The organism is Cyanobium sp. PCC 7001 (genome assembly GCF_000155635.1).
In the GTDB taxonomy this organism is placed as follows: Bacteria; Cyanobacteriota; Cyanobacteriia; order PCC-6307; family Cyanobiaceae; genus NIES-981.
This window is the reverse complement of record NZ_DS990556.1, coordinates 1,326,707-1,346,482: the sequence shown is the minus strand read 5'-3', so window position 1 is coordinate 1,346,482 and position 19,776 is coordinate 1,326,707. Positions and strand designations below refer to the sequence as shown.

Below are 19,776 nucleotides of genomic sequence, written 5' to 3'. Positions count from 1 at the left end.
GGAACCCAGGGAACCCAGAGAACCCTGATTTTGTGGCCCCCGCGCGCGTGCGCGCGCGCGAGAGGGCCTGGATTGCCTTATCGGTGAGGCCGTATCTGGAGACGGCGCCACCCATCCCTGGCCGGGGTTGTTTCAGCTCAACCACCAGCCCCCGGTTCTTGAGGGCCTGTCCGATGGATCGGGCCTGCTGCCGGGCGCCGTTGCCAACCAGGCCCAGGTGCTCGACCACCTCGGCGCTGGTGACGAAGTCGAGCCCTTTCTCCCTGCGTTCCATCGCCAGCTCAAGGAAGTCGGACTGATTGGCGGTGAGCTTCTCGAGCAGGGTGTCGTCTGCCTGCTGCTGGCTCAGTTCAGCCGCGCTGCCGTGGAGCACCCAGCCGCAGTCGGTGCGCTCCACGACCAGGCCCAGGGGCTCGCCTTCGCGGCCGGATGTGGTGAGCATCCGGCGCCGGTCCCCAGGGTTGTTCGGGTTGACGGGCTCGAGCTTGAGCACCTGGGACGCGAACCCAGGGATTGCGGTCGTTCCCCTGCTGGCGGTTGTGCCGCTGCCCTGGGCGTTCCCCTTGCCTGCGTGGTGGATCAGGACGAGGGTGGCGCCGTGCGGTTCCAGCTGCTCCATCAGTTCCTGTACCGGCATGGCAGCCTCTGGGCTTTCTTCCTTGAGGCCCAGGGGCATTGTTGCGGCCGTGGTGAGTGAGTCCACGATCACCAGCAGCCCCGGGTGGCGCTGCGCGTAGCTGGCGATCGTGTCAATCCCCTCGGGGGTCAGGTGCAGCGGCTGGCCGGAGTGCGCGAGGCCGACCAGGGGCGCCTTGATCCTTCCGTCGTCGGCCATCAGCCCGACGTGAATCAGCATCCGGCGCCAGTCGCGGCCTGGCTGGTCTGGGCCGATCAGCAGGACAGGCGGGCAGGGTCCCCAGAGCGGGCGGTCCAGGAAGGCGGGCTCGTTGCGATGCCACGCGGCGATCATCGCCAGCAGGAGAGAGGTTTTCCCGACCTTTGGCAGCGCGACCAATAGGTTCATGCAGCCGCGCAGGATCAGGCCATCCCACGCCCATGGCGCGTCGGATCCGTCGAGGGCCTGCCCGGGCTCCAGCAGCGCGGCATCACCGTGCAGGCGGCGGCGTCGCGCGCTGGTGAGCATTCCCATCAGCTCGGCGTCGCGCATGGTGATGCCCATGTCATCGGCGGCGATCCGCATAAGTGGCAGCCGTGCGCTGAACTGCACGCGATCGGCCAGGAGCTGCGCTGCGCGCTCTGCCAGCCGCTCCAGGGCCTCCTCGGGTGTGCCGATGCCCTGCTGCTGCTGGGGCCCCTGGGCGGCTCCCTGGCGGTCCTGGACGCTGCTGGCGGCCTGCTGCTGCCCACCAGCCCCGGCAGCGTCTCCGATCGCCTCGAACCTCTCGGCGCCGTCGCTGCTGGGGCGGGTGCTTTTGAGGTCGCGGCGGCTGATGTCGATGCCGTAGGCGTCGCGGAGGAAGGGCCAGAGGGAGCCGGGGCTGATCGCCGTCGGTTTGGTGCGGAAATAGCTGGGCAGGTCGCGGACGGCTGGCGAATGGCGCTGCATCACGGCCAGGGCTTCATCGGCGCCCAGCTCCACGTGCATGCGGAAGCAGAGCGCCACGAGCTCCTGGCGCCGCCCTTGCTTGTGCTCGAAGGGCGGCACCTGTTGCAGCGCGTGCTCGAGGGCCTCGGGCGGCCTGGGCGGCAGGTCGCTGGCAATCTGCAGCGGTGGCAGCCCGGCACCGTTGGCTGGTGCTGCTGGCGCGGGTGCTGGGCGCTCCGGCAGTGGTGGCAGCAGGGCCTCGAAGGTGTCCGCGTCGTGGGGTGTGCCGGTGCCTTCCAGCAGCAGCACCGGCTCCCGGTCGCCATCGCCACGCGGGCAGCCCGGCAGGCGCATCACCCGCGAGGGGTCGTGGATGGATGGGTCGGAGCGCCCCCGGGCGGCGAGCCGTTTCTGTAGGTCGCTGAACTGCTCCTTTGTGATCGGCTCCAGCAGTCGCCAGTAGGTGTGGATCGACTGCCGGCCGGTGTCGATCTGGGCTGTCGGTTCAGGCATGTCCAGCGCGCGCCATGCGGTGAGCTGCCAGGGGCGCGGCTGGTCGTCCCATTCGTTGAACAGTGCACGGCAGCCACTGATCGATGTCTTGGTGTCGCCGCCGTCATTGATCACCACATAGACGCCGCGGCCTTCGGTGATCCACTGCTCCACCAGCTCGTGGCTGTAGGTGCCTTTGCGGCCACGGTCGCTGTCCTTCCTTGGATCTCCTTTCTCGAAGAATCCCCGGATTCGCGTTGTTGCCGGGTCCTTCCCAAGCAGCTGCAGGAAGCGGGCGGCCATCGCTGCATCGAAGGCGGCGGCCTGCTCTTGGGCTTTGCTGCGGGATTCCATTAGGATGGTGGTACAGGTTGTCAGTTACTGCGCCCCGGGGGTCACCGCTCCCGGGGTTCTCTTTTGGCCTGGTGCTGTCAGCCGGTGGGCAGCTCTTCGCGCTGCTGCTCGGCTTCGATCGCATCGCCCTGGGCGTCCCAGGCCGCGGCCATGGCCTCGAAACGGGCGGCGCGAGTTGCAGCCCATGGCCGGGCCAGCCAGTAGGCGGCCCGGCAGCGATCCCAGCGGGCTGAGCTGCGGCACAGATGCAGCTGATCGATGTGGTCGGCTATCTCAGGCGGCCCGCCTGCGCTGCTTGCCGCGTTTGATGAGGGTGGCCTGAACGGCGTCAAGATCCCAGCGGAAGGTGGGGCGCTGAGCACCTACTCCCACGTTGACGTAGTGCACGCCATGGCGAAGTACGTCGGCCTGACGTAATCGCGTGATCGTGTTTTTGCCCACGCGCAACGAATCCACCACCTCATTGGTGGTCAACGAAAAGCTCATGACTGGAAAGCGCGGAGGAGGCCAGTTGTGCCCCCTTGTTTTCACAATACGCCGCGCAAGTTCGGACTGCAATCCTGCAAGAAACCGAATATCAATCCTCTCCTTTATTCGGTTTTTTAAGCGGTGCACTCCGTCGCTGGAATTGCCTGCCCCGTCTGCTTTCTCAGCTCCTGGCGGCTACCAGTTCTGCGACTTTCGAGCGCAGCGCGGGGCCGTCCAATCGGCGGCCATAGGTGGCCAGGTGAACCGCAGGGCTGTGGCCGCACAATTCGGCGGCTTCCCTTACATGCAGCCCCAGCTCCACGCCCAACCGAAGGGCGAACGCATGACGGAGCCCGTAGGCAGTCAGCCCCTGCGGCATCCGCAACCGTCGCAGCTGTTGGGACAGGTGCTCCCCGGGGCTGGCCAGCCGCTGGCTCCACTCGGGCAGCCCGTGAGCCTTCCAGCGAGCCAGCAGGCGGTGACAGTCAGCAGGCCAGCCAGCCGGGGGCACGGCCGGCACCTGCCGCGGTCGCGTGCTTCCTTTGCTTGATCGTTTCGAGCGGGTCACCACTGCGACCGGGCCACCGCGTGGGCCGCGCTTGATCTCCAGGTCGATCAGCTCTTGGGGCCTCAGCCCAAACACCGTCAGGCAGTCCCAGGCCAGCAGGTCTGATGGGGTGAGCCGGGCGCTCGCCTCGATGCGGGACCGCAGCTCGCTGATCTCCTCGTCGGTGAACGCGCGAACACCGTCAGGATCAGCCGCAGCCTTGCCATTGCCCCGCAGCTGGGCCAGCTCCTTGGGCCATGGCCAGCCGGCGTGCTTCCAAAGGGCGCGGGCGCGGTCGTAGGCCATCTGCCGGGCCCTGCTGTTCGCCTGCCAGCGGCGCAGGTAGCGGGCCAGGAAGGCCGCATCGTCACCAGCCCCACCCTGCTCCGCCGTCGCTGCCAGCTGGCGCAGGTAGGGAAGCCAGGTGCGGGCCCATGTCCGCTCGCCCATCCGCTCGCCCACCAGCTCGGCGCGGAGCTGCTCGACAAGGCGGTTCAAGGCCGTGGCGGATAGGTGCCCGGGGTCATCGGCTGGCGGTGGCGCATCTGGATTTGGCCAACGCCAGTAGCCAGCCATGACGGCATCGAACAGGGCGCACGCCTCCGCCAGCCCCGCCGCAGCAGTGGCCGGGCCCGGTGGCGCTTGCAGCGTGACGGCCCGACGCTTCGGCGGGCTGCCTGGGGGTTCGTCAGGCCTCGGGGGCAGCTCGGCCGAAACCACGCGCAGCCGGTCGCGCATCACCTCCACGTACCAGCCGGTGCGCCCCAGGCGGTGCTGCTTGAAAGAGCGGCTGAGGTTCCTCAGCCAGGGAGGCGAGGCCACTTCTTTTCACGCAAACTGCGTGAAATCCTGGCATTTCCTGGGGTTTTTGGGGCCATTAGGGGCCCCGTGGCTGCGTCTCGGCAACCCCTGAAACCCCTTCTCCCGCCTGGCTTAAACCCTGTCAGGGACTGCGATTTCTGCTGACGCCCCCTGATGGATTCGAACCATCGACCGGCTGCTTAGAAGGCAGCTGCTCTATCCAGCTGAGCTAAGGGAGCAGGACGGCCCGGCGGGCCGGTTCCGGGCATTGTGGCAGTCCTTCGAGGGGTGGCCCTTACAGTGGCCTGCTGCTCTGGATGCGACGGGCGATGGTGGCGAGCCGGCTTTCCGACGGCCAGAAGGGTGAGGTGGTGGCGCGCTACCGGGCTGGAGACTCCAGCACGGAGCTGGCGAAGGTGTTCGGCTGCAGTGCCAACACGATCACCCGGGTGGTGAAGGCGGCCCTCGACCCCCAGGAGTACGAGGGCCTGAAGCAGCGGCGCGGCGCCAGACCAGCGCGGTCCAGCTCTCCGCTGGGCAGCTCGGACGCTGAGGCGGCGGCCGCGTCCGACGTCGGCGCTGACGAACCCGGCTCCGCTGGTGCTGGTTCAGCAGCTGGTGCAAGTGCAGCAGCCAAAGGCCCCGAAGCCTCCACCCGCTCGCAGTCCGCCGCCGCCGAGGCCTCCTTCGAGGACGATTCCGCCAGCCTTCAAGAGGAGGCCGAAGCGCCCCACCACCGCCGCGAGCTGGCCATCGACGATGCCGATGACTTCGGCGACGACGAGGAGAGTGACGACCCCGACGGAGACGACACCGACGGCGACGACGCTGACGACAGTGAGGACGACGAGGCCGGCAGCTTCATGGCGGTGCCGGTGCTGGCCCTGGAGCAGCAGGCGGAGCCGGTGACCTGCCGGCCCCTGGCCGAGGCGACCCTGCCGGAGAGCGCCTACCTGCTGGTGGACAAGCAGGTGGAGCTGGAGGCCCGCCCCCTGCGGGAGTTCACCGAGCTGGGCCCCCTGCCCGATGAGGAGGCGGAACGCCAGGCCTTCATGGTGTTCGTGAATCCGCGCCAGGCCAAGCGCCACTGCGGCCGCAACCAGCGGGTGATCAAGCTGCCCGACACCTCCCTGCTGCAGCGCACCGCTCCTTTCCTGCTGGCCCAGGGCATCAGCCGGGTGGTGATCGAGGGGAGCCTGTTCGCGCTGCCGGGCTCCTAGTCAGGGCTCCAGCCTGCGGGCCGGCAGCAGCAGGGCCGCCGCGCAGCCGCCGCTGATCACCCCGGCCACCAGGGCCACTCCCACCAGGAAACCCGCCGGCAGCGGCGCCGTGCTGCCGCGACCCAGCCACAGCCGCGGCCGCTGGTCCAGGTTCTGGGCCCCCAGGCAGAGCAGCAGCAGCAGCAGGGTGGCCCCCGCCAGGCTGCTGAGCACCAGGCGCAGACGCAGCAGCATCGAGGTGAAGGCCGGCAGGCGCCCAGTCTGCCTGGTCATTCCTGCTCTGCCGTTCAGGTCTGGTGCAGCAGGGCGTAGAGCTCCCGCCGGCTGTGGCCGCTGCGTTCCGCCAGGGTGCGGGCCGCATCACGGCCACTGAGGCCTTGCTCCATCAGGGCCGCCAGCTGCTGCCGCAGCGACTCCTCATCCCATGCGGCCGCTTCGGCCGGTGGGGCGCCCCCCAGCACCAGGGTGCATTCGCCCTGGGGCGCGGTGCGGCGGAAGTGCTCCAGGGCCGCCTTCACGCTGGGTCCCACCTGCTCCTCGTGGCGCTTGGTGAGTTCCCGCGCCACCCGCAGGGGCCGGTCGCCCAGCACCGCGAGCAGGTCTTCCAGCAGCTCCAGCAGCCGATGCGGCGCCTCGAACAGCACCAGGGTGCGCTCCTCGCCGGCGAGCTCCTGCAGCCGGCGGCGGCGTTGCTGGGGCTTGGGCGGCAGGAACCCTTCGAAGCAGAAGCGGCCGCAGGGCAGGCCGCTGCTCACCAGGGCCGTGGTCACGGCGCAGGGCCCGGGCACGCAGATCACCGGCAGATCCGCTGCCCGGGCGGCGGCCACCAGAGCTTCGCCGGGGTCGGAGATGCCGGGCAGGCCGGCGTCGCTGATCACCGCCACCGCCTCCCCGTCCCGCAACGCCTGCAGCAGCTCGGGGATGCGGGAGGTCTGGTTGTGCTGGTGGAACGACAGCAGCCGTGGCCCCTGCTCGCGGCTGCGCAGGCCGAGCTGGTGCAGCAGCAGGCCGCTGCGGCGGGTGTCCTCGCAGGCCACGCGGCTCACGCCGGCCAGCACCTGGCGGGCTCGGGGGGAGAGGTCGCCCAGGTGGCCGATCGGGGTGCCCACCAGGTAGAGCACCCCCGGTGCCGGCTCGGGCTGTGGATTCACGGACTGCTGCACAATGCTGCCTGCAGCTTCAGCATGATGCCGGCCAGCCTCACCCTGCCCTCGGGGATCGCGCTCGACACGCTTCTGGCCGAGCTGCGCCGCCTGAGCTGGGGGGCCGCCGACATCCTGCGGGCCTATGCCCGCGGCCAGCAGCCCCCCTACGGCTTTCCGGCGGCCCTGAGCGTGGACGCCGGCGGCGAGGGGCCGGTGAGTGCGGCCGATCTGGCGGTGAACCGATGGCTGCTCGATGGCCTGGGGGAGGCCTTTCCCGCCGCCGACTGGACCCTGCTGAGCGAGGAGACGGCCAAGGAGCAGCTGGTGGAGGGGCAGCCGTTGGCGGCCGAATGGCTGTGGATCCTGGATCCCCTCGATGGCACCAAGGACTTCCTGCAGGGCACCGGCGAGTACGCCGTGCATCTGGCCCTGGTGCGCGCCGGCACGCCGGTGCTGGGGGTGGTGCTGCTGCCGGAGATGGAGGAGCTCTGGATGGGAGTGGTGGGTGACGGTGGAGGCATGGGTGGAGGAGAAGCCTGGTGCGAGAACCGCGCCGGCGAGCGCAGCCCTGTGCGCTTCTCGAGCCGTCGCCATCTGGGTGAGCTGGTGCTGGTGGCCAGCCGCAACCACCGCGACCAGCGGCTGGAGCAGCTGCTGGAGGCCCTGCAGCTGGGCGACACCAAGGCGATCGGCAGCGTGGGCGGCAAGGTGGCCACGATCCTGCGGGGCGAAACCGACCTCTATGTGTCGCTGTCGGGCCGCAGCGCCCCCAAGGACTGGGACATGGCCGCCCCGGAGGCGGTGCTGCGGGCCGCCGGCGGTGCCTTTTCCCATGCCGATGGTGCGCCGCTCACCTACAACACCGGTGATGTGCGCCAGGCGGGCTGCCTGATCGCCAGCCACGGCCCCGCCCACGGCGAACTGTGCGAACGGGCGGCTGCCGCCATGGCCCGGATCGATCCCGGCTTTGCGGTGTAGGGGGCCAGGCTTGCAGTGAGGGCAAGAGCGGCGGCTCTGGCCTTTCCCGTGACCACCGCTACCGTCCGCCCAGATGGGACGTCCGGGTGATTCCTGCTGCAGACCGGCGCAATCCCCTGCGTTGGTACCTGACGGCTCTGCTGCTGGGCATCCTGATCAGCCTGGTGGATGGCTACCCGCTGCTGAAATTCCAGACCCAGCGGCTGGCCGAACTTCTGCCGGCTGTGGGCCTGTTGTTGTGGTGCTTCCGCCCGCAGCCGCGGAGCTTCTTCGATGTGCCGGCGATCGGCGGCTGGTATGGCCTGGGTCTTCTGGGCCTGGCGGCCGTGGCCCTGCTCGGCGGGGCGGTGGGGCCGGTGCCCTGGATCTCGCTCGGCTTCCTGGGGCTGGCCCTGCTTCAGTTTGGTCTGCTGCCGTTGCTGCAGCCGGCCTGGCGCCAGCACCGGGCCGATACGGCCCGGCTGCTGGCCCTCTTTGCCGTGGCGGTGGTGGGCATCGACGTGGGCATCGCCCTGGCGGTGAAGCTCAACGGCCTGCAGCCCTACGCCTGGGTGCGGGTGCCGCTGCCCAGCGGTGTGTTCAGCGTGCCCTACCTCTCGCTCAACCCCCGCTGGGCCAACCAGCTGACGGTGCTGCTGCTGTGGACCTTCCTGCCCCTGCTGCAGCAACTGCAGAGCGGCACGATCCGCCGCTGGCGCGGCTTCTGGTGGCCGATCTGCGCAGCTGTGCCGCTGCTCTGCCTGCTGCAGATCGGCCTGAGCCAGGGGGATGGCGCGTTCCTCGCCACGGCCCTCGGCACCGCCATGGTGGGCTGGCAGGCCTGGCGCGGCGGCGGTGAGCGGCGGCGGCTGTTCGGCACCGCGCTGCTGCTGCTGCTGGCCGCGGCGCTGCTGGCAGCGCTTGGCACCGTGCTGGTGGGGGGAGCCAGCTTCTTCACCGACGCCGTGCAGCGCAACAGCAACGAACTGGTGCAGGGAACCCAGGATTCGATGCGGCGGTTGCTGAACTGGCAGGTCTACGCCCAGGCCTTCCTGGCCTCGCCGCTGTGGGGCGTGGGCATCCAGGCGGTGCCGGCCGGCTCGGGCCTGTGCGGGCCCCACAACCTGCCGCTGGCCCTGGTCTATTGGATCGGGATCCTGGGCTCGGGTTTCGCCCTGCTGCTGGCCACGGGTTTCGTGCCCAGGCGCTGGAGCGGCTTTCGCCACAACGCCATGGCGGCGCCCTTGCTGGCCACGCTGTTCGCCTACCAGCTGGTGGATGACATCTGGCTGCGGCCGCTCTCCCTGGCGTTGCTGCTGGTGATGCTGCCCTCGCTGCTGCCCGATGGGGCGTTGGACGGTTGGCCCGTGCCAGCCAGGCTGGCGCCTGTGCTGGCACGGTTCGCGCTGCCGCCGGTTCGTTACCGGCTGATCGCCCTCACCGGGGTGCTGATGATCCTGATCTCGGCCGTGGTGCCGGGTGGTGTGGGATTCAAGCCGTCGCCGGCCGTGTCCACCCCCGGCACTTCCTGCCTGTTGTTCTTCTGATGAGCCGCTTGGGGCTCACACAGGCACCGGTGAATCCGCCTGGGGAACGCCGCGCAGGGTGAGGTTGATGCGGCCGCGGTTGTCGATCTCCCGCACGCGCACCGTCACCTGATCACCCACGTTCACCACGTCCTCCACCTTCTCCACCCGGGCTTCCGAGAGCTGGGAGATGTGGATCATCCCCTCCTTGCCGGGCAGGATCTCCACGAAGGCGCCGATCGGGATCACGCGGGTGACGCCGCCGGTGAACACCTCACCCTCAGACACGCGGCGGGTGAGGCCCTCGATGATGCGCTGGGCCTCCTCGGCCGCGGCACCGTCGTGGCTGGCGATCGTCACGATGCCGCCGTCCTCGATGTCGATCTTGGTGTTCGTGCGCTCGGTGATGCCCTTGATCGTGCGGCCACCGGGGCCGATCACTGTGCCGATCAGCTCGGGATCGATGCGGAAGCTGAGCAGACGGGGCGCGTGGGGGCTGAGGGTGTCACGCGGCTTGTCGATCGCCTCCAGCATCTTCTCGAGAATGTGCAGCCGGGCCGGACGGGCCTGGTTCACCGCCTCGGCCACGGTGCCCACCGCCAGGCCGGTGATCTTCATGTCCATCTGCAGGGCGGTGATGCCCTTCTCGGTGCCGGCCACCTTGAAGTCCATGTCGCCGAGGAAATCCTCGATGCCCTGGATGTCGGTGAGGATGCGCACCTCCTCGCCCTCCTTGATCAGACCCATGGCGGCGCCACTCACGGGCGCCTTCAGGGGCACGCCGGCATCCATCAGGGCCAGGGTGCTGCCGCACACCGAGCCCATCGAGGTGGATCCGTTGGAGCTGAGGCACTCCGACACCACGCGCAGCACGTAGGGGAAGGATTCCTTGGCGGGCAGCACCGGCACCAGGGCCCGCTCGGCCAGGGCGCCATGGCCGATCTCGCGGCGGCCGGGGGAGCGCATCGGCTTGGTCTCGCCGGTGGAGTAGGGGGGGAAGTTGTAGTGGTGCAGGTAGGTCTTCTCGGTGGACGGGTTGAGGTCGTCCATCTCCTGGGCATCGCTCGGGGTGCCGAGGGTGGCGCAGGAGAGCACCTGGGTGAGGCCGCGCTGGAACAGGGCCGAACCGTGCACCCGCTTGGGCAGCACGCCGGCGGCGGCCTGGATCGGGCGCACCTCATCGAGGTTGCGGCCATCCACCCGCTTACCCTCGCCCACGATCTGGGCCCGCATCAGCTTCTTGGTGAGGCCCTTGTAGCTGTTGCCGAAGGCCTTGCCGCTGGCGGCGGTGCGGATCGGGTCGTCCTCGGCCAGGGCGGCGATCTTCTCGCCCACCTCGGCCTTGATGGCATCGAGCTTGGCGTCGCGCTCGGCCTTGGTGAGGCTGAACTGCTTGAGCACCTCACCGATGGCGTCGCTGCATTCCTTCTCCAGGAAGGCGGGCAGGGTGGGATCGTCGCTGCGGGCTTCGGGGAACACCTGCTCGATGCCCAGATCCTTGAGCAGGGCCTGCTGGGCCTTGATCAGTTCGCTCACGGCTTCGTAGCCGAAGTCGATGCCCTCGATCACGTCCTGCTCGGGCAGCTGGTTGGCGCCCGCTTCCACCATGATCACGCCCTGGGGGGTGCCGGCCACGACGAGGTCGAGGTCGGAGCGCTCGATCTCGCGGTAGCTGGGGTTGAGCACGAAGTCGTCGCCCAGCAGACCCACCCGCACGGCCGCCATGGGGCCGTGGAAGGGGATCTTCGCCAGCAGGGTGGCCATGGAGGCGCCGGTCACGGCGAGCACATCGGGCGGCACCCGCTCATCGAGCGAGAGGCAGGTGGCCACGATCTGGAGGTCGTCGCGCATCCAGCCCGGGAACAGGGGCCGCATCGGCCGGTCGATCAGACGGGCGATCAGGGTGGCGCGCTCGGGCGGGCGGCTCTCGCGGCGCATGAAGCTGCCGGGGATGCGGCCGGCGGCGTAGAGCCGCTCTTCGTAGTCGCAGATGAGGGGGAGGAAGTCGATGCCTTCGCGGCCGCCGGAGCGGGTGGCGGTGACCAGCACCGCGGTGTCACCGCACTCGACCATCACCGAGCCCCCCGCCTGGGGAGCGAACCGACCGGTGGTCAGCCGGATCTCCCGACCATCGAAGGAGATCGACTGAGTTTGTCCTTGCACTGGGCCTTATCTCTCTTTGTCAAGGGGCATTCTCGCATTCGGCCCCCTGGCGGCCGGCGGAACCCCCGCATTGTTCTAAGGCTCCAGGCTGGAGCTGGTCACAACAAAGGGCGCCCGCAGGCGCCCTTGGACTCGTTGGGTTGGGGCTTCAGCCGGTTGGGCCCGGACTTACCAGGATGACTTGACCACGCCGGGCAGTTCGCCCTTGTGGGCCCGCTCGCGCAGCTGGTTGCGGCAGAGGCCGAAGTCGCGGTAAACACCCCGGGGCTTGCCGGTGGCCCAGCAGCGGTTGCGCACCCGGGTGGGAGCGCTGTTGCGGGGCAGCGACTGGATCTTGCGGTGGATCTCCAGCCGCTCCATCGGATCGGCGGCGGCCTCGAAGGCGGCCTTGAGGGCAGCGCGCTTGGCGGCGAAGCGGTCCACCATCTTCTTGCGCTTCACATCGCGCGCAATCATCGACTTCTTCGCCATGCGGGCTGGACTGCGATCGGTAACGGATTTCTGAGCCTACCCTGCGGCCTGCCGCGCCAGGGGTGGGGCGCTCGGGCAGAGGTCGGCGAGGCTGCAGGCGGCGCAGAGGGGCTTGCGGGCGGCGCACACGGCGCGGCCGTGGAAGATCAGCCGGATCGAGAGGGTCTGCCACTGCTCCCGGGGAACGAGCTTCATCAGGTCGGGCTCGATCCGGCGCGGCTCGCTGTGGCGGCTGAGCCGCAGACGCTGAGCCAGACGGCTCACGTGGGTGTCCACCGTGACGCCGGCATTGATGCCGTAGCACCAGGCCAGCACCACCGAGGCGGTCTTGCGGGCCACGCCGGGCAGCTGCAGCAACTCCTCCATGCTCCGCGGCACCTCACCGCCGTGGCGCTCCAGCAGCAGCCGGGAGGCGCCCACGATGGCCTTGGCCTTGTTGCGGAAGAACCCGGCCGACTTCACGTAGGGCTCCACTTCCTCCGGTTCCACGGCCGCCGCCGCGGCGGCATCGGGGAAGCGCTCGAACAGGGCCGGCGTGATCCGGTTCACCCGCTCGTCGGTGCACTGGGCCGAGAGCATGGTGGCGATCAGCAGCTCGTAGGGCGTGCGCCAGTGGAGCGAGCAGGTGGCCTCGGGGTAGAGGGCCCCGAGGCGCTCGAGGATCTGGGGTGCCCGCTGGCGGGCCGTGGGCAGGCGGGGCATGGGGGAGAGGGATCAGCTGGAACCCGAATTCAGTGCCCCAGCAGCTGCTGCACGGCCGGCAGCTGGGAGGTGTCCTTCACGATCAGCACCAGGCTGAGGCCCACCAGGAACACGAAGCCCGACTGCATGAAGGCCATCTGGAACCGCTGGGGCAGCGGCCGGCCCCGCAGGCCCTCGAGCAGCAGCAGCACGAACTGGCCGCCATCCAGCAGCGGCAGGGGCAGGGCGTTGAGCACGGCCAGGTTGATCGAGATCAGGGCCGTGAACAGGAACAGGCTGCCGCCGCCCTGCTGGGCCAGGGAGGCGCCCATCTCCACGATCTTCACCGGACCGCTCACCTGGGACGCGGTTTCACCGAAGTGGGTGATGAGGGTGAGGAAGCCGCCGGCGGTGCGGCGCACCAGCAGGGAGGTGTCGCGGTTGGCCTGGCGGATCGCTTCCAAGGGGCTGCGGGCCGGGCGGAACTGCTCGGTGCCGTTGGGCTGCAGCTGGGCTCCGATCCGCCCAATCCCGGCGAGGTCGTCGGGGGTGAGCCGCAGCTGCAGCCGTTGCTGGCCGCGCTCGGCCACCAGGGGCAGGGTGCGCTCGGGAGAGCCCTTGATCTGCTCAACCAAGGCCGCCACCGCCTGCTGGCCGCCGCCGATCTCCTCGCCGGCCAGGGTCACGATGCGATCGCCCGGCTGCAGGCCGGCGGCGGCGGCGGGCAGGCCCGGCTGCACGCCGGACACCAGCACCCCCGGAGTGGCGCTGAAGCCGGCGGGAATCCCCACCACCAGGCCCTGCCCCACCAGCACCAGCCAGGCCAGCAGCAGGTTGGCCAGCACGCCGGCAGCGATCACCAGGGCTCGCTGGTGCAGGGGGCGGTTGGAGAGGAGGTCGGGGTCGTCCTTGGGGATCGCACTGTCCTCGTCGTCGTCGGGGAAGGCCACGAAGCCACCCAGGGGGATGGCCCGCAGGGCGAACTGCACGCCGCGGCGCTGGCGCTCGAAGAGCACGGGCCCGAAGCCGATCGAGAAGCTGCTCACCCGGATGCCCTGCCAGGTGGCGGCGAGGAAGTGGCCGGCCTCGTGCACCACGATCAGCCCCGCCAGGATCGCCAGTGCCGCCAGAACACCCATGCAAGCTTCCTCTTGAGAAGGTTCATTGTGGCGGGTGCGGGGCTGTCGGCGTCAGGCGGCCCAGATGGCGTCAAGCTCCAGCCGCAGCCCCGGCAGCACACTGCCGCCCTCCAGCACGGCGGGCTGAGTCAGGTGGCGGCTCTCGCCGTCGGCGGTCCATATCTCCACGGCCTTGTCGTCAGGCAGCAGCAGCCAGCCCAGCTGGGCGCCGTTGGCCTGGTAGGCGGTCATCTTGCGGCGCAGGGCGGTGAGGCCGCGGGGCCCCTCATCGCTGGGGCTGGCCAGCTCGACGACCAGATCGGGGCACAACGGGGGGAATCCGCGGCGTTGCTCGCGGCTGAGGGCCTGCCAGCGTTCGATTCGCACCAGCGAGGCATCCGGGCTCAGAACCGAGCCATCGGGGAGGTGGAATCCTCCTGAGCTGTCGAACACCTTCCAGCCTCCTGCCAGGCGGGCATAGGTCTTCAACTGAAAAAGCAGTTCGCCGTTGCTCTGGCTGGTCTCACCTCCGGTGGGCGTCATGGTGATCACGCACCCATCAGCACTGAGTTCAAGAACCGCCTCCGGATTGGCCGCGCACACCTGTTCGAACTGCTCGGGCGTGAGCCGCAGGTCTTTCGGCAGGCGCAGGGGCGCCAAGGCGTCGATCGTGAGAGGCATCGGGCCTGCACCGCAGGTGAGTTCACGCTAGCGGTGGCGGCTGGCCACGCTCCCTCAGCCGATCCTCTCCGCCCCGAAATAGGGCACGAGGGCCTTGGGCAGCCGCACCGTGCCGTCGGCCTGCTGGCCGTTCTCGAGCAGGGCCGCCATGGTGCGGCCCACCGCCAGGCCGCTGCCGTTGAGGGTGTGCACCAGCTGGGTGCTCTTGGTGTCGGGGTCCTTGAAGCGGATCGAGGCACGGCGGGCCTGGAAGTCGCCGCACACCGAGCAGCTGGAGATCTCGCGGTAGGCGCCGGCGCCGGGGAGCCACACCTCAAGATCAAACGTGCGGGCGGCGGAGAATCCCAGATCACCCGTGCAGAGCTCGATGCGGCGGTAGGGCAGCTCCAGGGCCTCGAGGATGGCCTCGGCGTCGGATGTGATCTGCTCGTGGGCCTCGGCGGAGTGATCCGGGCGGGTGAACCAGTAGAGCTCCACCTTGTTGAACTGGTGCAGGCGGATCAGGCCGCGGGTGTCGCGGCCGTAGGAGCCGGCCTCGCGGCGGAAGCAGGGGGTGTAGGCGCAGTATTTGAGCGGCAGCTGCTCGGCGGGAATCACCTCGTCGCGGTGCAGGGAGGTGAGCGGCACCTCGGCGGTGGGGGTGAGCCAGAGGTCGTCGCCTGAGCAGCGGAAGCTCTCTTCGGCGAACTTGGGCAGCTGGCCGGAGGCGGTGAGGCTGGCGCTGTTCACCAGGATCGGCGGCATCACCTCGGTGTAGCCGCGGCTCCCGTGGCGATCGAGCATGAAGCTGATCAGGGCCCGCTCGAGGCGCGCGCCCTGTCCCAGGAGAGTCACGAAACGGCTCTGGGCGATGCGCACCGACCGCTCGGTGTCGAACAGGCCGAGTTGCTCGGCGATCTGCCAGTGCTCCAGCAGGCCGCTCTCCTGGCGCGGGTTGCCCCAGCGCTTCACCTCCACGTTGTCGGCCTCGCTGGTGCCGTCCGGCACGGCAGCGGCGGGCAGGTTCGGCAGGGCGAGCAGGGCCTCCTGCAGCTGCTGCTGCAGGTCTTTCTCCCGCTCTTCCAGCGCCGCCACGTCCTGCTTGATGGCGTTGCCGCGCTCGCGCAGGGCCTTCACCTCCGGACCGCCCGCGGCCGCGCCGGCCTTGATCTGCTGGCCCACCTCCTTGCCGATGCGGTTGCCCTCGGCCTGCAGCCCGCTGCGCTGTTCCTGCAGATCCCGCTGCTGCAGGGCGATCTGCTGCAGGCTGGCCAGGTCGGGGCTGAGGCCGCGGCGGGCCAGCGGGGCGGCGATCAGGGCGGGGTCGTCGCGCAGCAGGCGCTGGTCGAGCACGGGGTGGCGGCGGGTTGGGGGAGCCTAGAAGTTGGCTGAGATCCGCCCCGGCCGCCCCGGCAGGACGGACAACCACCCTGGGACGACAGGGATTGGGGTGGCTAGCATCACATCACAACGTGAGCCCACGGAGCAGACCGTGGCCACACCCATTTCTCCCATGCGTCCGCGTAGGCCTCCAGCTCCTCGTCGGCAACGATCCAGCCGCTCCTTGTTGCTCCTGTTGCGAGCCGGGAGCAGCCTTCAGCGCTCCGTCGGCCACCATCCTGGCCGGGAGGGTGGCTACATCCTCCAGCTGGCTCTGATCACCTTTCTGGCGCTGGTGATCGGTACCGCCGCCTTTTCCTCCCGCACCACCGCAGGTTTCTTCGGTGCCATCACCCAGGGGGTGAACCGGGAAGCACGGGACACCGCCGAGAGCGCGATCGCGGAATTCGCCAACACGATGAACCGGGAGCGCAACCGCTGGATCCTCACCGCTGGCAATGCCGACGCCGCCACCTGGAATGCGGCAACCAACCCCTGCACCCAGTACAACGCGGCCGGCACCCAGACATCCACCACATCCCAGTCCATCATCGCGGCGGATCGCGACCGGTTTCTTCCCAGCACAACCGAGCAGAACCTGGTGGCGGGGAATGCCAATCGGCGCTTTGTGGTGGAATCGATTCAGTATCTCGATGAAAACCGCAACACCTTTGCCACGGCCATTACCGCCAACCCTGATTTTCTCAACGACATCCGTGATGGAGGAGGTCGGACGCTACTGAGGATCACTGTGCGAGGTCTGGTGACTCGCAACGGGCGAACCAGCTCCGCTCGCGTGGCTCGGGAATTCGAGGTGGTGCCCAAGTGCTGCAAGCGCTCGTTCGGCAGCCAGGGGGCTCGCAACTGGGGGAGGGACGCGGGAGCCTGTGACATTACCCAGACCCCTGGGGGTGGGCGCGGGATTCTTGGGGCGCTGGATGGAGGTGTGGTGGAAGGCAGCAACAACCAGAAAGACATCCGCGATGAGAATGGGGATCTCATCACTCAAGCGATTTGCTGGGAAGGAAACGGCGGTGCTACTCCCACGATCCTTAACGGCACTCCAAATCCGGCCTGCGCTGCGGGCAACTTGGCGATCGGTAATCCAAACAACAACAGTAATACTGGTATTTCGTTTGCTCCGGACGAGTTTGGGCTCACCCTCCCTGTGTACAACAACCCTGCTGGGACGGTGGGTTACGCTGACTTGAGTTTTGGCAACGGCCAGAGTCGTTATGTTTACTACGATACTGTAGATCAACGGGTAAAGCTCTGCCAGCTGAGTGGTTCTTCTGTGTCCAACTGTCGGCGGCTTGATAACCAGCAGTTCACCGCCACAACCCCGGATCCCTGCTATCGCGTGGCTGCGGCGGACATCAGTGCTTCCCCTCCTCGCCCGTACACAGAAATGAACTGCCGCCTTGGCAGTATCGATATTGGGAATAACAATACCTTTTTCATCGACACAACCTCTGCGAAGATCAATCTGTTTTTTGATAACTCCTCCTACACTGGTACAATTATGGATCAGGGTAATCAAGGTTACCAGCGTGTGGATTGCAGGGCTGCCGGCAGCCTTGGGGCGCCGCCCACTACCAACTACTCCAGCGGAGCCTCTCGGTGCACTCGTCCAATCCCTTGGGTGCTGACTCCTCCCGATACCGGTCGCACCTTCCAGAGTCTCTGTACTGTCGGCGCCACTAGTTGTGAGGACTTTAATGCATCTGAACTGCTCAATGTGTTCGCCACTGGATCGGGTCGATTTGATCTGAATGGCACCACTGCCACAGTAGGTATGAACATTTATGCCCCAAGAGCTGACATTCGTCTCAATGGTGGTGGCAACGCCGATCCTAACTTCATGGGAAGAATTTGGGCGGATGGCATTGATATGCGGGGCAACATCAAAATCCGTACATTTTCCTCCCTGCCATCTTTCTGTGGATCAGCCAGCTGCCCCACCGGGGGAGGGGTGCCGTTCTTTGATTTCATGGCCCGCAGCTTTACCCACTCTTCGGGATTCTGAGGGATGTCCCAAGATCTTCCCAGCCTTCCTGCGCAAGACCGTGCAGGGGCGCGTTTTTCACCTCTCACAACAGGGTTCACGCTGGTCGAAGCCCTAGTGGGCACCGTGATCATTGCCGTGGCCGTAGCTGCCACCTTCACGGTATTCTCCACGGCTATCCGCGGTATCCGTCTCACCGGGGATCAGGCCTCCCAGAGCTCCGCCATCGAGGCTGATGTGAGCCGGATCGGCAACATCTCGGTGAGCTACAACGCCTGCACCAACTCCGCAGGCTCGTTTGCGGCCTGCCCTGGACAGGCCCAGGGGAATTCCTTCTACTATTTCCCTGGCACCGTTGCTAACGTTCAGGCCTTCTACGATGCCTGCAACGCTACGGCGGCCGGCTCGCACATCACGGCCAATTTCATCACCGCCGTCAACAATCTGGCCCAGCCTGGCGCCGGAGTCACCCGCCTCACTGCGGTACGCGAAAATAGTGTCGACCCGCAGAACCATGTGGTGGTGGTGAGCTGGCAAACCCCTACAGCGAATCCGGCGCGTGTGATCAAGGTCACCCCGGTGGTGTCGTCATGGTGCCCCTGATGGCCAGGTGTATGCTTTCTGCCTCTGTGCGACACCGCTTTGCCCGCAGGCTGCTGCCTACCCGACCGGCAGGCCATGGGCTCACGCTCACCGAACTGCTCACGGTAGTGGTGGTGCTGGGAGTGGTGGCTGCGATCAGCACCTCCGGTCTGCTGTTCGTATTGCGCAGGGAGCGGATCAATGCGGCCGCACTGGAGGTGGCGGGATGGCTTGAGGAAGTGCGCAACCTCTCCGCTCGGCGAGTGGATGCCAATGCCAATGCCGGTGGCTGTGCTATCACGCTGAGTCTTTCCGCAGGGATGGCGGCCAATGCGGTGCTTGCCACTGCCGAGAATGCCTGTGGCGCCCGTGACCCCCAGCTACGCCTGCCCCGTGATCTCCAGGGCACCGTGACGGGGTCAAGCACCAATGGTAATTCTATCATTTTCACCCCCCGAGGTCTCTGGATAGCTAACCCGGCCGTGCAGGGGCCATTGGAAATCAAATTGCTCCTGGATGGTGGAGGACCATTGCGCTGTGTCCGGCTCTCCGAAACCCTCGGCTCGATCGACATCGGCCGGGCCAATACCAACAATGTGGGGGCCAACTGCACCGATTACGTCGCGCTCTGAATCAAGCCGCTCCGCCCATGCCGTCTCGCTCCCCATCACCAGCTCCAGGACAGGCTCTTAGGTACGCTGCTTCTCCTCCTGGCCATCCGGCTGTGTCGGCGGGGATCGGTCTGCCAGAGTTGCTGGTGAGCCTCGTGATCGCCGGGGTGCTGTTCACCGTGGTGGGCAACCTCATGCTCAATCACATGCTGAGCGTGCGCCAGGTGGAACGGGGCCAGCGCACACGCGAGGATGCCAACCGCTTCAACTACCTGGTGGCTGTGGAGGCGGGTGAGGCCTCCGACATCACGTACAACACCGCCCTCGCCGGCTGTGCCGATTCCGGCACGTCGCTCGTGAGTTTCGTGATCCCCAGACCCGCTGGAACTTATGCCGACGCCACCAATGTTTCCAGGGTCTTTTATTACAACCAGAATGGGGACATCCGCCGATGCGGACCACCCTCCAACCGCAATGGTGTGCTAAACCACGGAGGAGCTAATGTCACCGGTGTGGTGGCCCGCCGTACTACCATGGCCATCGTTAATGCCGGAGGTGGCTGTACAGAAGCTAGCACCAACCGAGCTGTCGTTTATAATCTGACCTTTGCCAACTCTGGTGGAGGTGACTACTCCAATTGTCAGGTGGCTAGGGCGAAGACTGTGTTTATCTGCAATCCACCGATTGGATCCGGTGGTCAGATTGGGGATTGCTGATGATTTGTTTCAGTGACCCGACTCAGATGATCAGAGCACCTGCACCACTTCGCTTACCTCGGGAATCGCCTCTCTGAGCTTCCTTTCAATCCCCATCTTGAGAGTCATCGTGCTGCTGGGGCAAGAACCGCACGCCCCCTGCAGCCGCACCTTCACGATCGGGCCATCAATCTCCACCACTTCCACATTGCCGCCATCGGCCATCAGGTAGGGGCGCAGCTCATCGAGGGTGCGCTCTACGTTCTCGATGGTGAGTGCCCGTGGGTCTTGGCTCGTGCTGGCAGCTTCGGTGGTCATGGTGTTGATCCGCTCCTGGTACCCCGCATCATAGAA

19 protein-coding genes and 1 tRNA gene are annotated in these 19,776 nt (G+C 67.6%); 7 read left to right on the top strand and 13 right to left on the bottom strand.

Going from position 1 to position 19,776, the window contains the following annotated elements:
• The 4 genes from CPCC7001_RS06615 to CPCC7001_RS06600 form a co-directional block, all read right to left on the bottom strand.
• On the bottom strand, positions 1-2,341 hold a 2,341-nt coding region (locus tag CPCC7001_RS06615; protein WP_225867197.1), incomplete at its 3' end, for an AAA family ATPase.
• A 324-nt stretch (positions 2,342-2,665) separates the two neighbouring features.
• A complete protein-coding gene (locus CPCC7001_RS15100; RefSeq protein ID WP_156796711.1) occupies positions 2,666-2,878 on the bottom strand; it encodes a hypothetical protein in 213 nt (70 codons plus the stop codon).
• Between the two features lie 163 nt (positions 2,879-3,041).
• Positions 3,042-3,905 (bottom strand): hypothetical protein, encoded by an 864-nt coding sequence (locus tag CPCC7001_RS06605; protein ID WP_156796710.1) that lies wholly within the window; start codon positions 3,903-3,905, stop codon positions 3,042-3,044.
• 468 nt (positions 3,906-4,373) lie between these two features.
• A tRNA-Arg gene (locus CPCC7001_RS06600) sits at positions 4,374-4,447 on the bottom strand.
• Positions 4,448-4,525: 78 nt separating this feature from the next.
• Here CPCC7001_RS06600 and CPCC7001_RS15095 point away from each other — a divergent pair.
• Positions 4,526-5,428 carry a hypothetical protein gene (locus CPCC7001_RS15095; protein WP_225867196.1) on the top strand — a complete coding sequence of 301 codons (903 nt, stop codon included), beginning with the start codon at positions 4,526-4,528 and terminating at the stop codon, positions 5,426-5,428.
• Here CPCC7001_RS15095 and CPCC7001_RS06590 read toward each other — a convergent pair whose 3' ends face one another.
• Both CPCC7001_RS06590 and rsmI read right to left on the bottom strand, forming a co-directional pair.
• Positions 5,429-5,662, bottom strand: a complete 234-nt coding sequence (locus tag CPCC7001_RS06590) for a hypothetical protein (RefSeq protein ID WP_043369682.1) — start codon at positions 5,660-5,662, stop codon at positions 5,429-5,431.
• Between the two features lie 53 nt (positions 5,663-5,715).
• Positions 5,716-6,579, bottom strand: a complete 864-nt coding sequence (rsmI, locus tag CPCC7001_RS06585) for a 16S rRNA (cytidine(1402)-2'-O)-methyltransferase (protein ID WP_043369681.1) — start codon at positions 6,577-6,579, stop codon at positions 5,716-5,718.
• 33 nt (positions 6,580-6,612) lie between these two features.
• Here rsmI and CPCC7001_RS06580 point away from each other — a divergent pair, with 33 nt between their 5' ends.
• Entirely contained in the window at positions 6,613-7,551 is a 939-nt protein-coding gene (locus tag CPCC7001_RS06580; RefSeq protein ID WP_006909122.1) for a 3'(2'),5'-bisphosphate nucleotidase CysQ, read from the top strand.
• 86 nt (positions 7,552-7,637) lie between these two features.
• Positions 7,638-9,077, top strand: coding sequence for an O-antigen ligase (locus CPCC7001_RS06575; protein WP_006911491.1), 1,440 nt, complete (start codon positions 7,638-7,640; stop codon positions 9,075-9,077).
• Positions 9,078-9,092: 15 nt separating this feature from the next.
• Here the strand turns inward: CPCC7001_RS06575 and CPCC7001_RS06570 are convergent, their stop codons facing one another.
• The 6 genes from CPCC7001_RS06570 to serS form a co-directional block, all read right to left on the bottom strand.
• Positions 9,093-11,219: a polyribonucleotide nucleotidyltransferase gene (locus CPCC7001_RS06570; RefSeq protein WP_006910408.1), complete on the bottom strand. Its 2,127-nt coding sequence runs from the start codon at positions 11,217-11,219 to the stop codon at positions 9,093-9,095.
• A 168-nt stretch (positions 11,220-11,387) separates the two neighbouring features.
• Entirely contained in the window at positions 11,388-11,690 is a 303-nt protein-coding gene (gene rpsN, locus CPCC7001_RS06565; RefSeq protein WP_006910404.1) for a 30S ribosomal protein S14, read from the bottom strand.
• A gap of 36 nt (positions 11,691-11,726) precedes the next feature.
• Positions 11,727-12,392: an endonuclease III gene (gene nth, locus CPCC7001_RS06560; protein WP_006911614.1), complete on the bottom strand. Its 666-nt coding sequence runs from the start codon at positions 12,390-12,392 to the stop codon at positions 11,727-11,729.
• Positions 12,393-12,421: 29 nt separating this feature from the next.
• The gene (gene rseP / locus CPCC7001_RS06555) at positions 12,422-13,510 is read right to left on the bottom strand and encodes an RIP metalloprotease RseP (protein ID WP_006911775.1); all 1,089 of its coding nucleotides are present in this window, start codon (positions 13,508-13,510) and stop codon (positions 12,422-12,424) included.
• A 51-nt stretch (positions 13,511-13,561) separates the two neighbouring features.
• Positions 13,562-14,170 (bottom strand): Uma2 family endonuclease, encoded by a 609-nt coding sequence (locus CPCC7001_RS06550; RefSeq protein WP_006911190.1) that lies wholly within the window; start codon positions 14,168-14,170, stop codon positions 13,562-13,564.
• Between the two features lie 54 nt (positions 14,171-14,224).
• A complete protein-coding gene (serS, locus tag CPCC7001_RS06545; RefSeq protein ID WP_006909422.1) occupies positions 14,225-15,502 on the bottom strand; it encodes a serine--tRNA ligase in 1,278 nt (425 codons plus the stop codon).
• 214 nt (positions 15,503-15,716) lie between these two features.
• On the opposite strand from serS, the gene CPCC7001_RS15090 reads away from it, so the two are divergent.
• From CPCC7001_RS15090 to CPCC7001_RS15085, 4 genes are all read left to right on the top strand, one after another.
• On the top strand, positions 15,717-17,555 hold the full coding sequence (locus CPCC7001_RS15090; RefSeq protein WP_225867195.1) for a hypothetical protein: 1,839 nt from the start codon (positions 15,717-15,719) through the stop codon (positions 17,553-17,555).
• A 3-nt stretch (positions 17,556-17,558) separates the two neighbouring features.
• Positions 17,559-18,137, top strand: a complete 579-nt coding sequence (locus CPCC7001_RS06535; RefSeq protein ID WP_198006461.1) for a hypothetical protein — start codon at positions 17,559-17,561, stop codon at positions 18,135-18,137.
• Between the two features lie 11 nt (positions 18,138-18,148).
• A complete protein-coding gene (locus CPCC7001_RS14795; RefSeq protein WP_225867194.1) occupies positions 18,149-18,748 on the top strand; it encodes a prepilin-type N-terminal cleavage/methylation domain-containing protein in 600 nt (199 codons plus the stop codon).
• Positions 18,749-18,867: 119 nt separating this feature from the next.
• Complete coding sequence (locus tag CPCC7001_RS15085; protein ID WP_225867193.1) at positions 18,868-19,443, top strand: hypothetical protein; 576 nt, start codon at positions 18,868-18,870, stop codon at positions 19,441-19,443.
• Between the two features lie 30 nt (positions 19,444-19,473).
• Here CPCC7001_RS15085 and CPCC7001_RS06530 read toward each other — a convergent pair whose 3' ends face one another.
• A complete protein-coding gene (locus CPCC7001_RS06530; protein ID WP_006909540.1) occupies positions 19,474-19,740 on the bottom strand; it encodes a NifU family protein in 267 nt (88 codons plus the stop codon).
• Between the last annotated feature and the right edge of the window lie 36 nt (positions 19,741-19,776).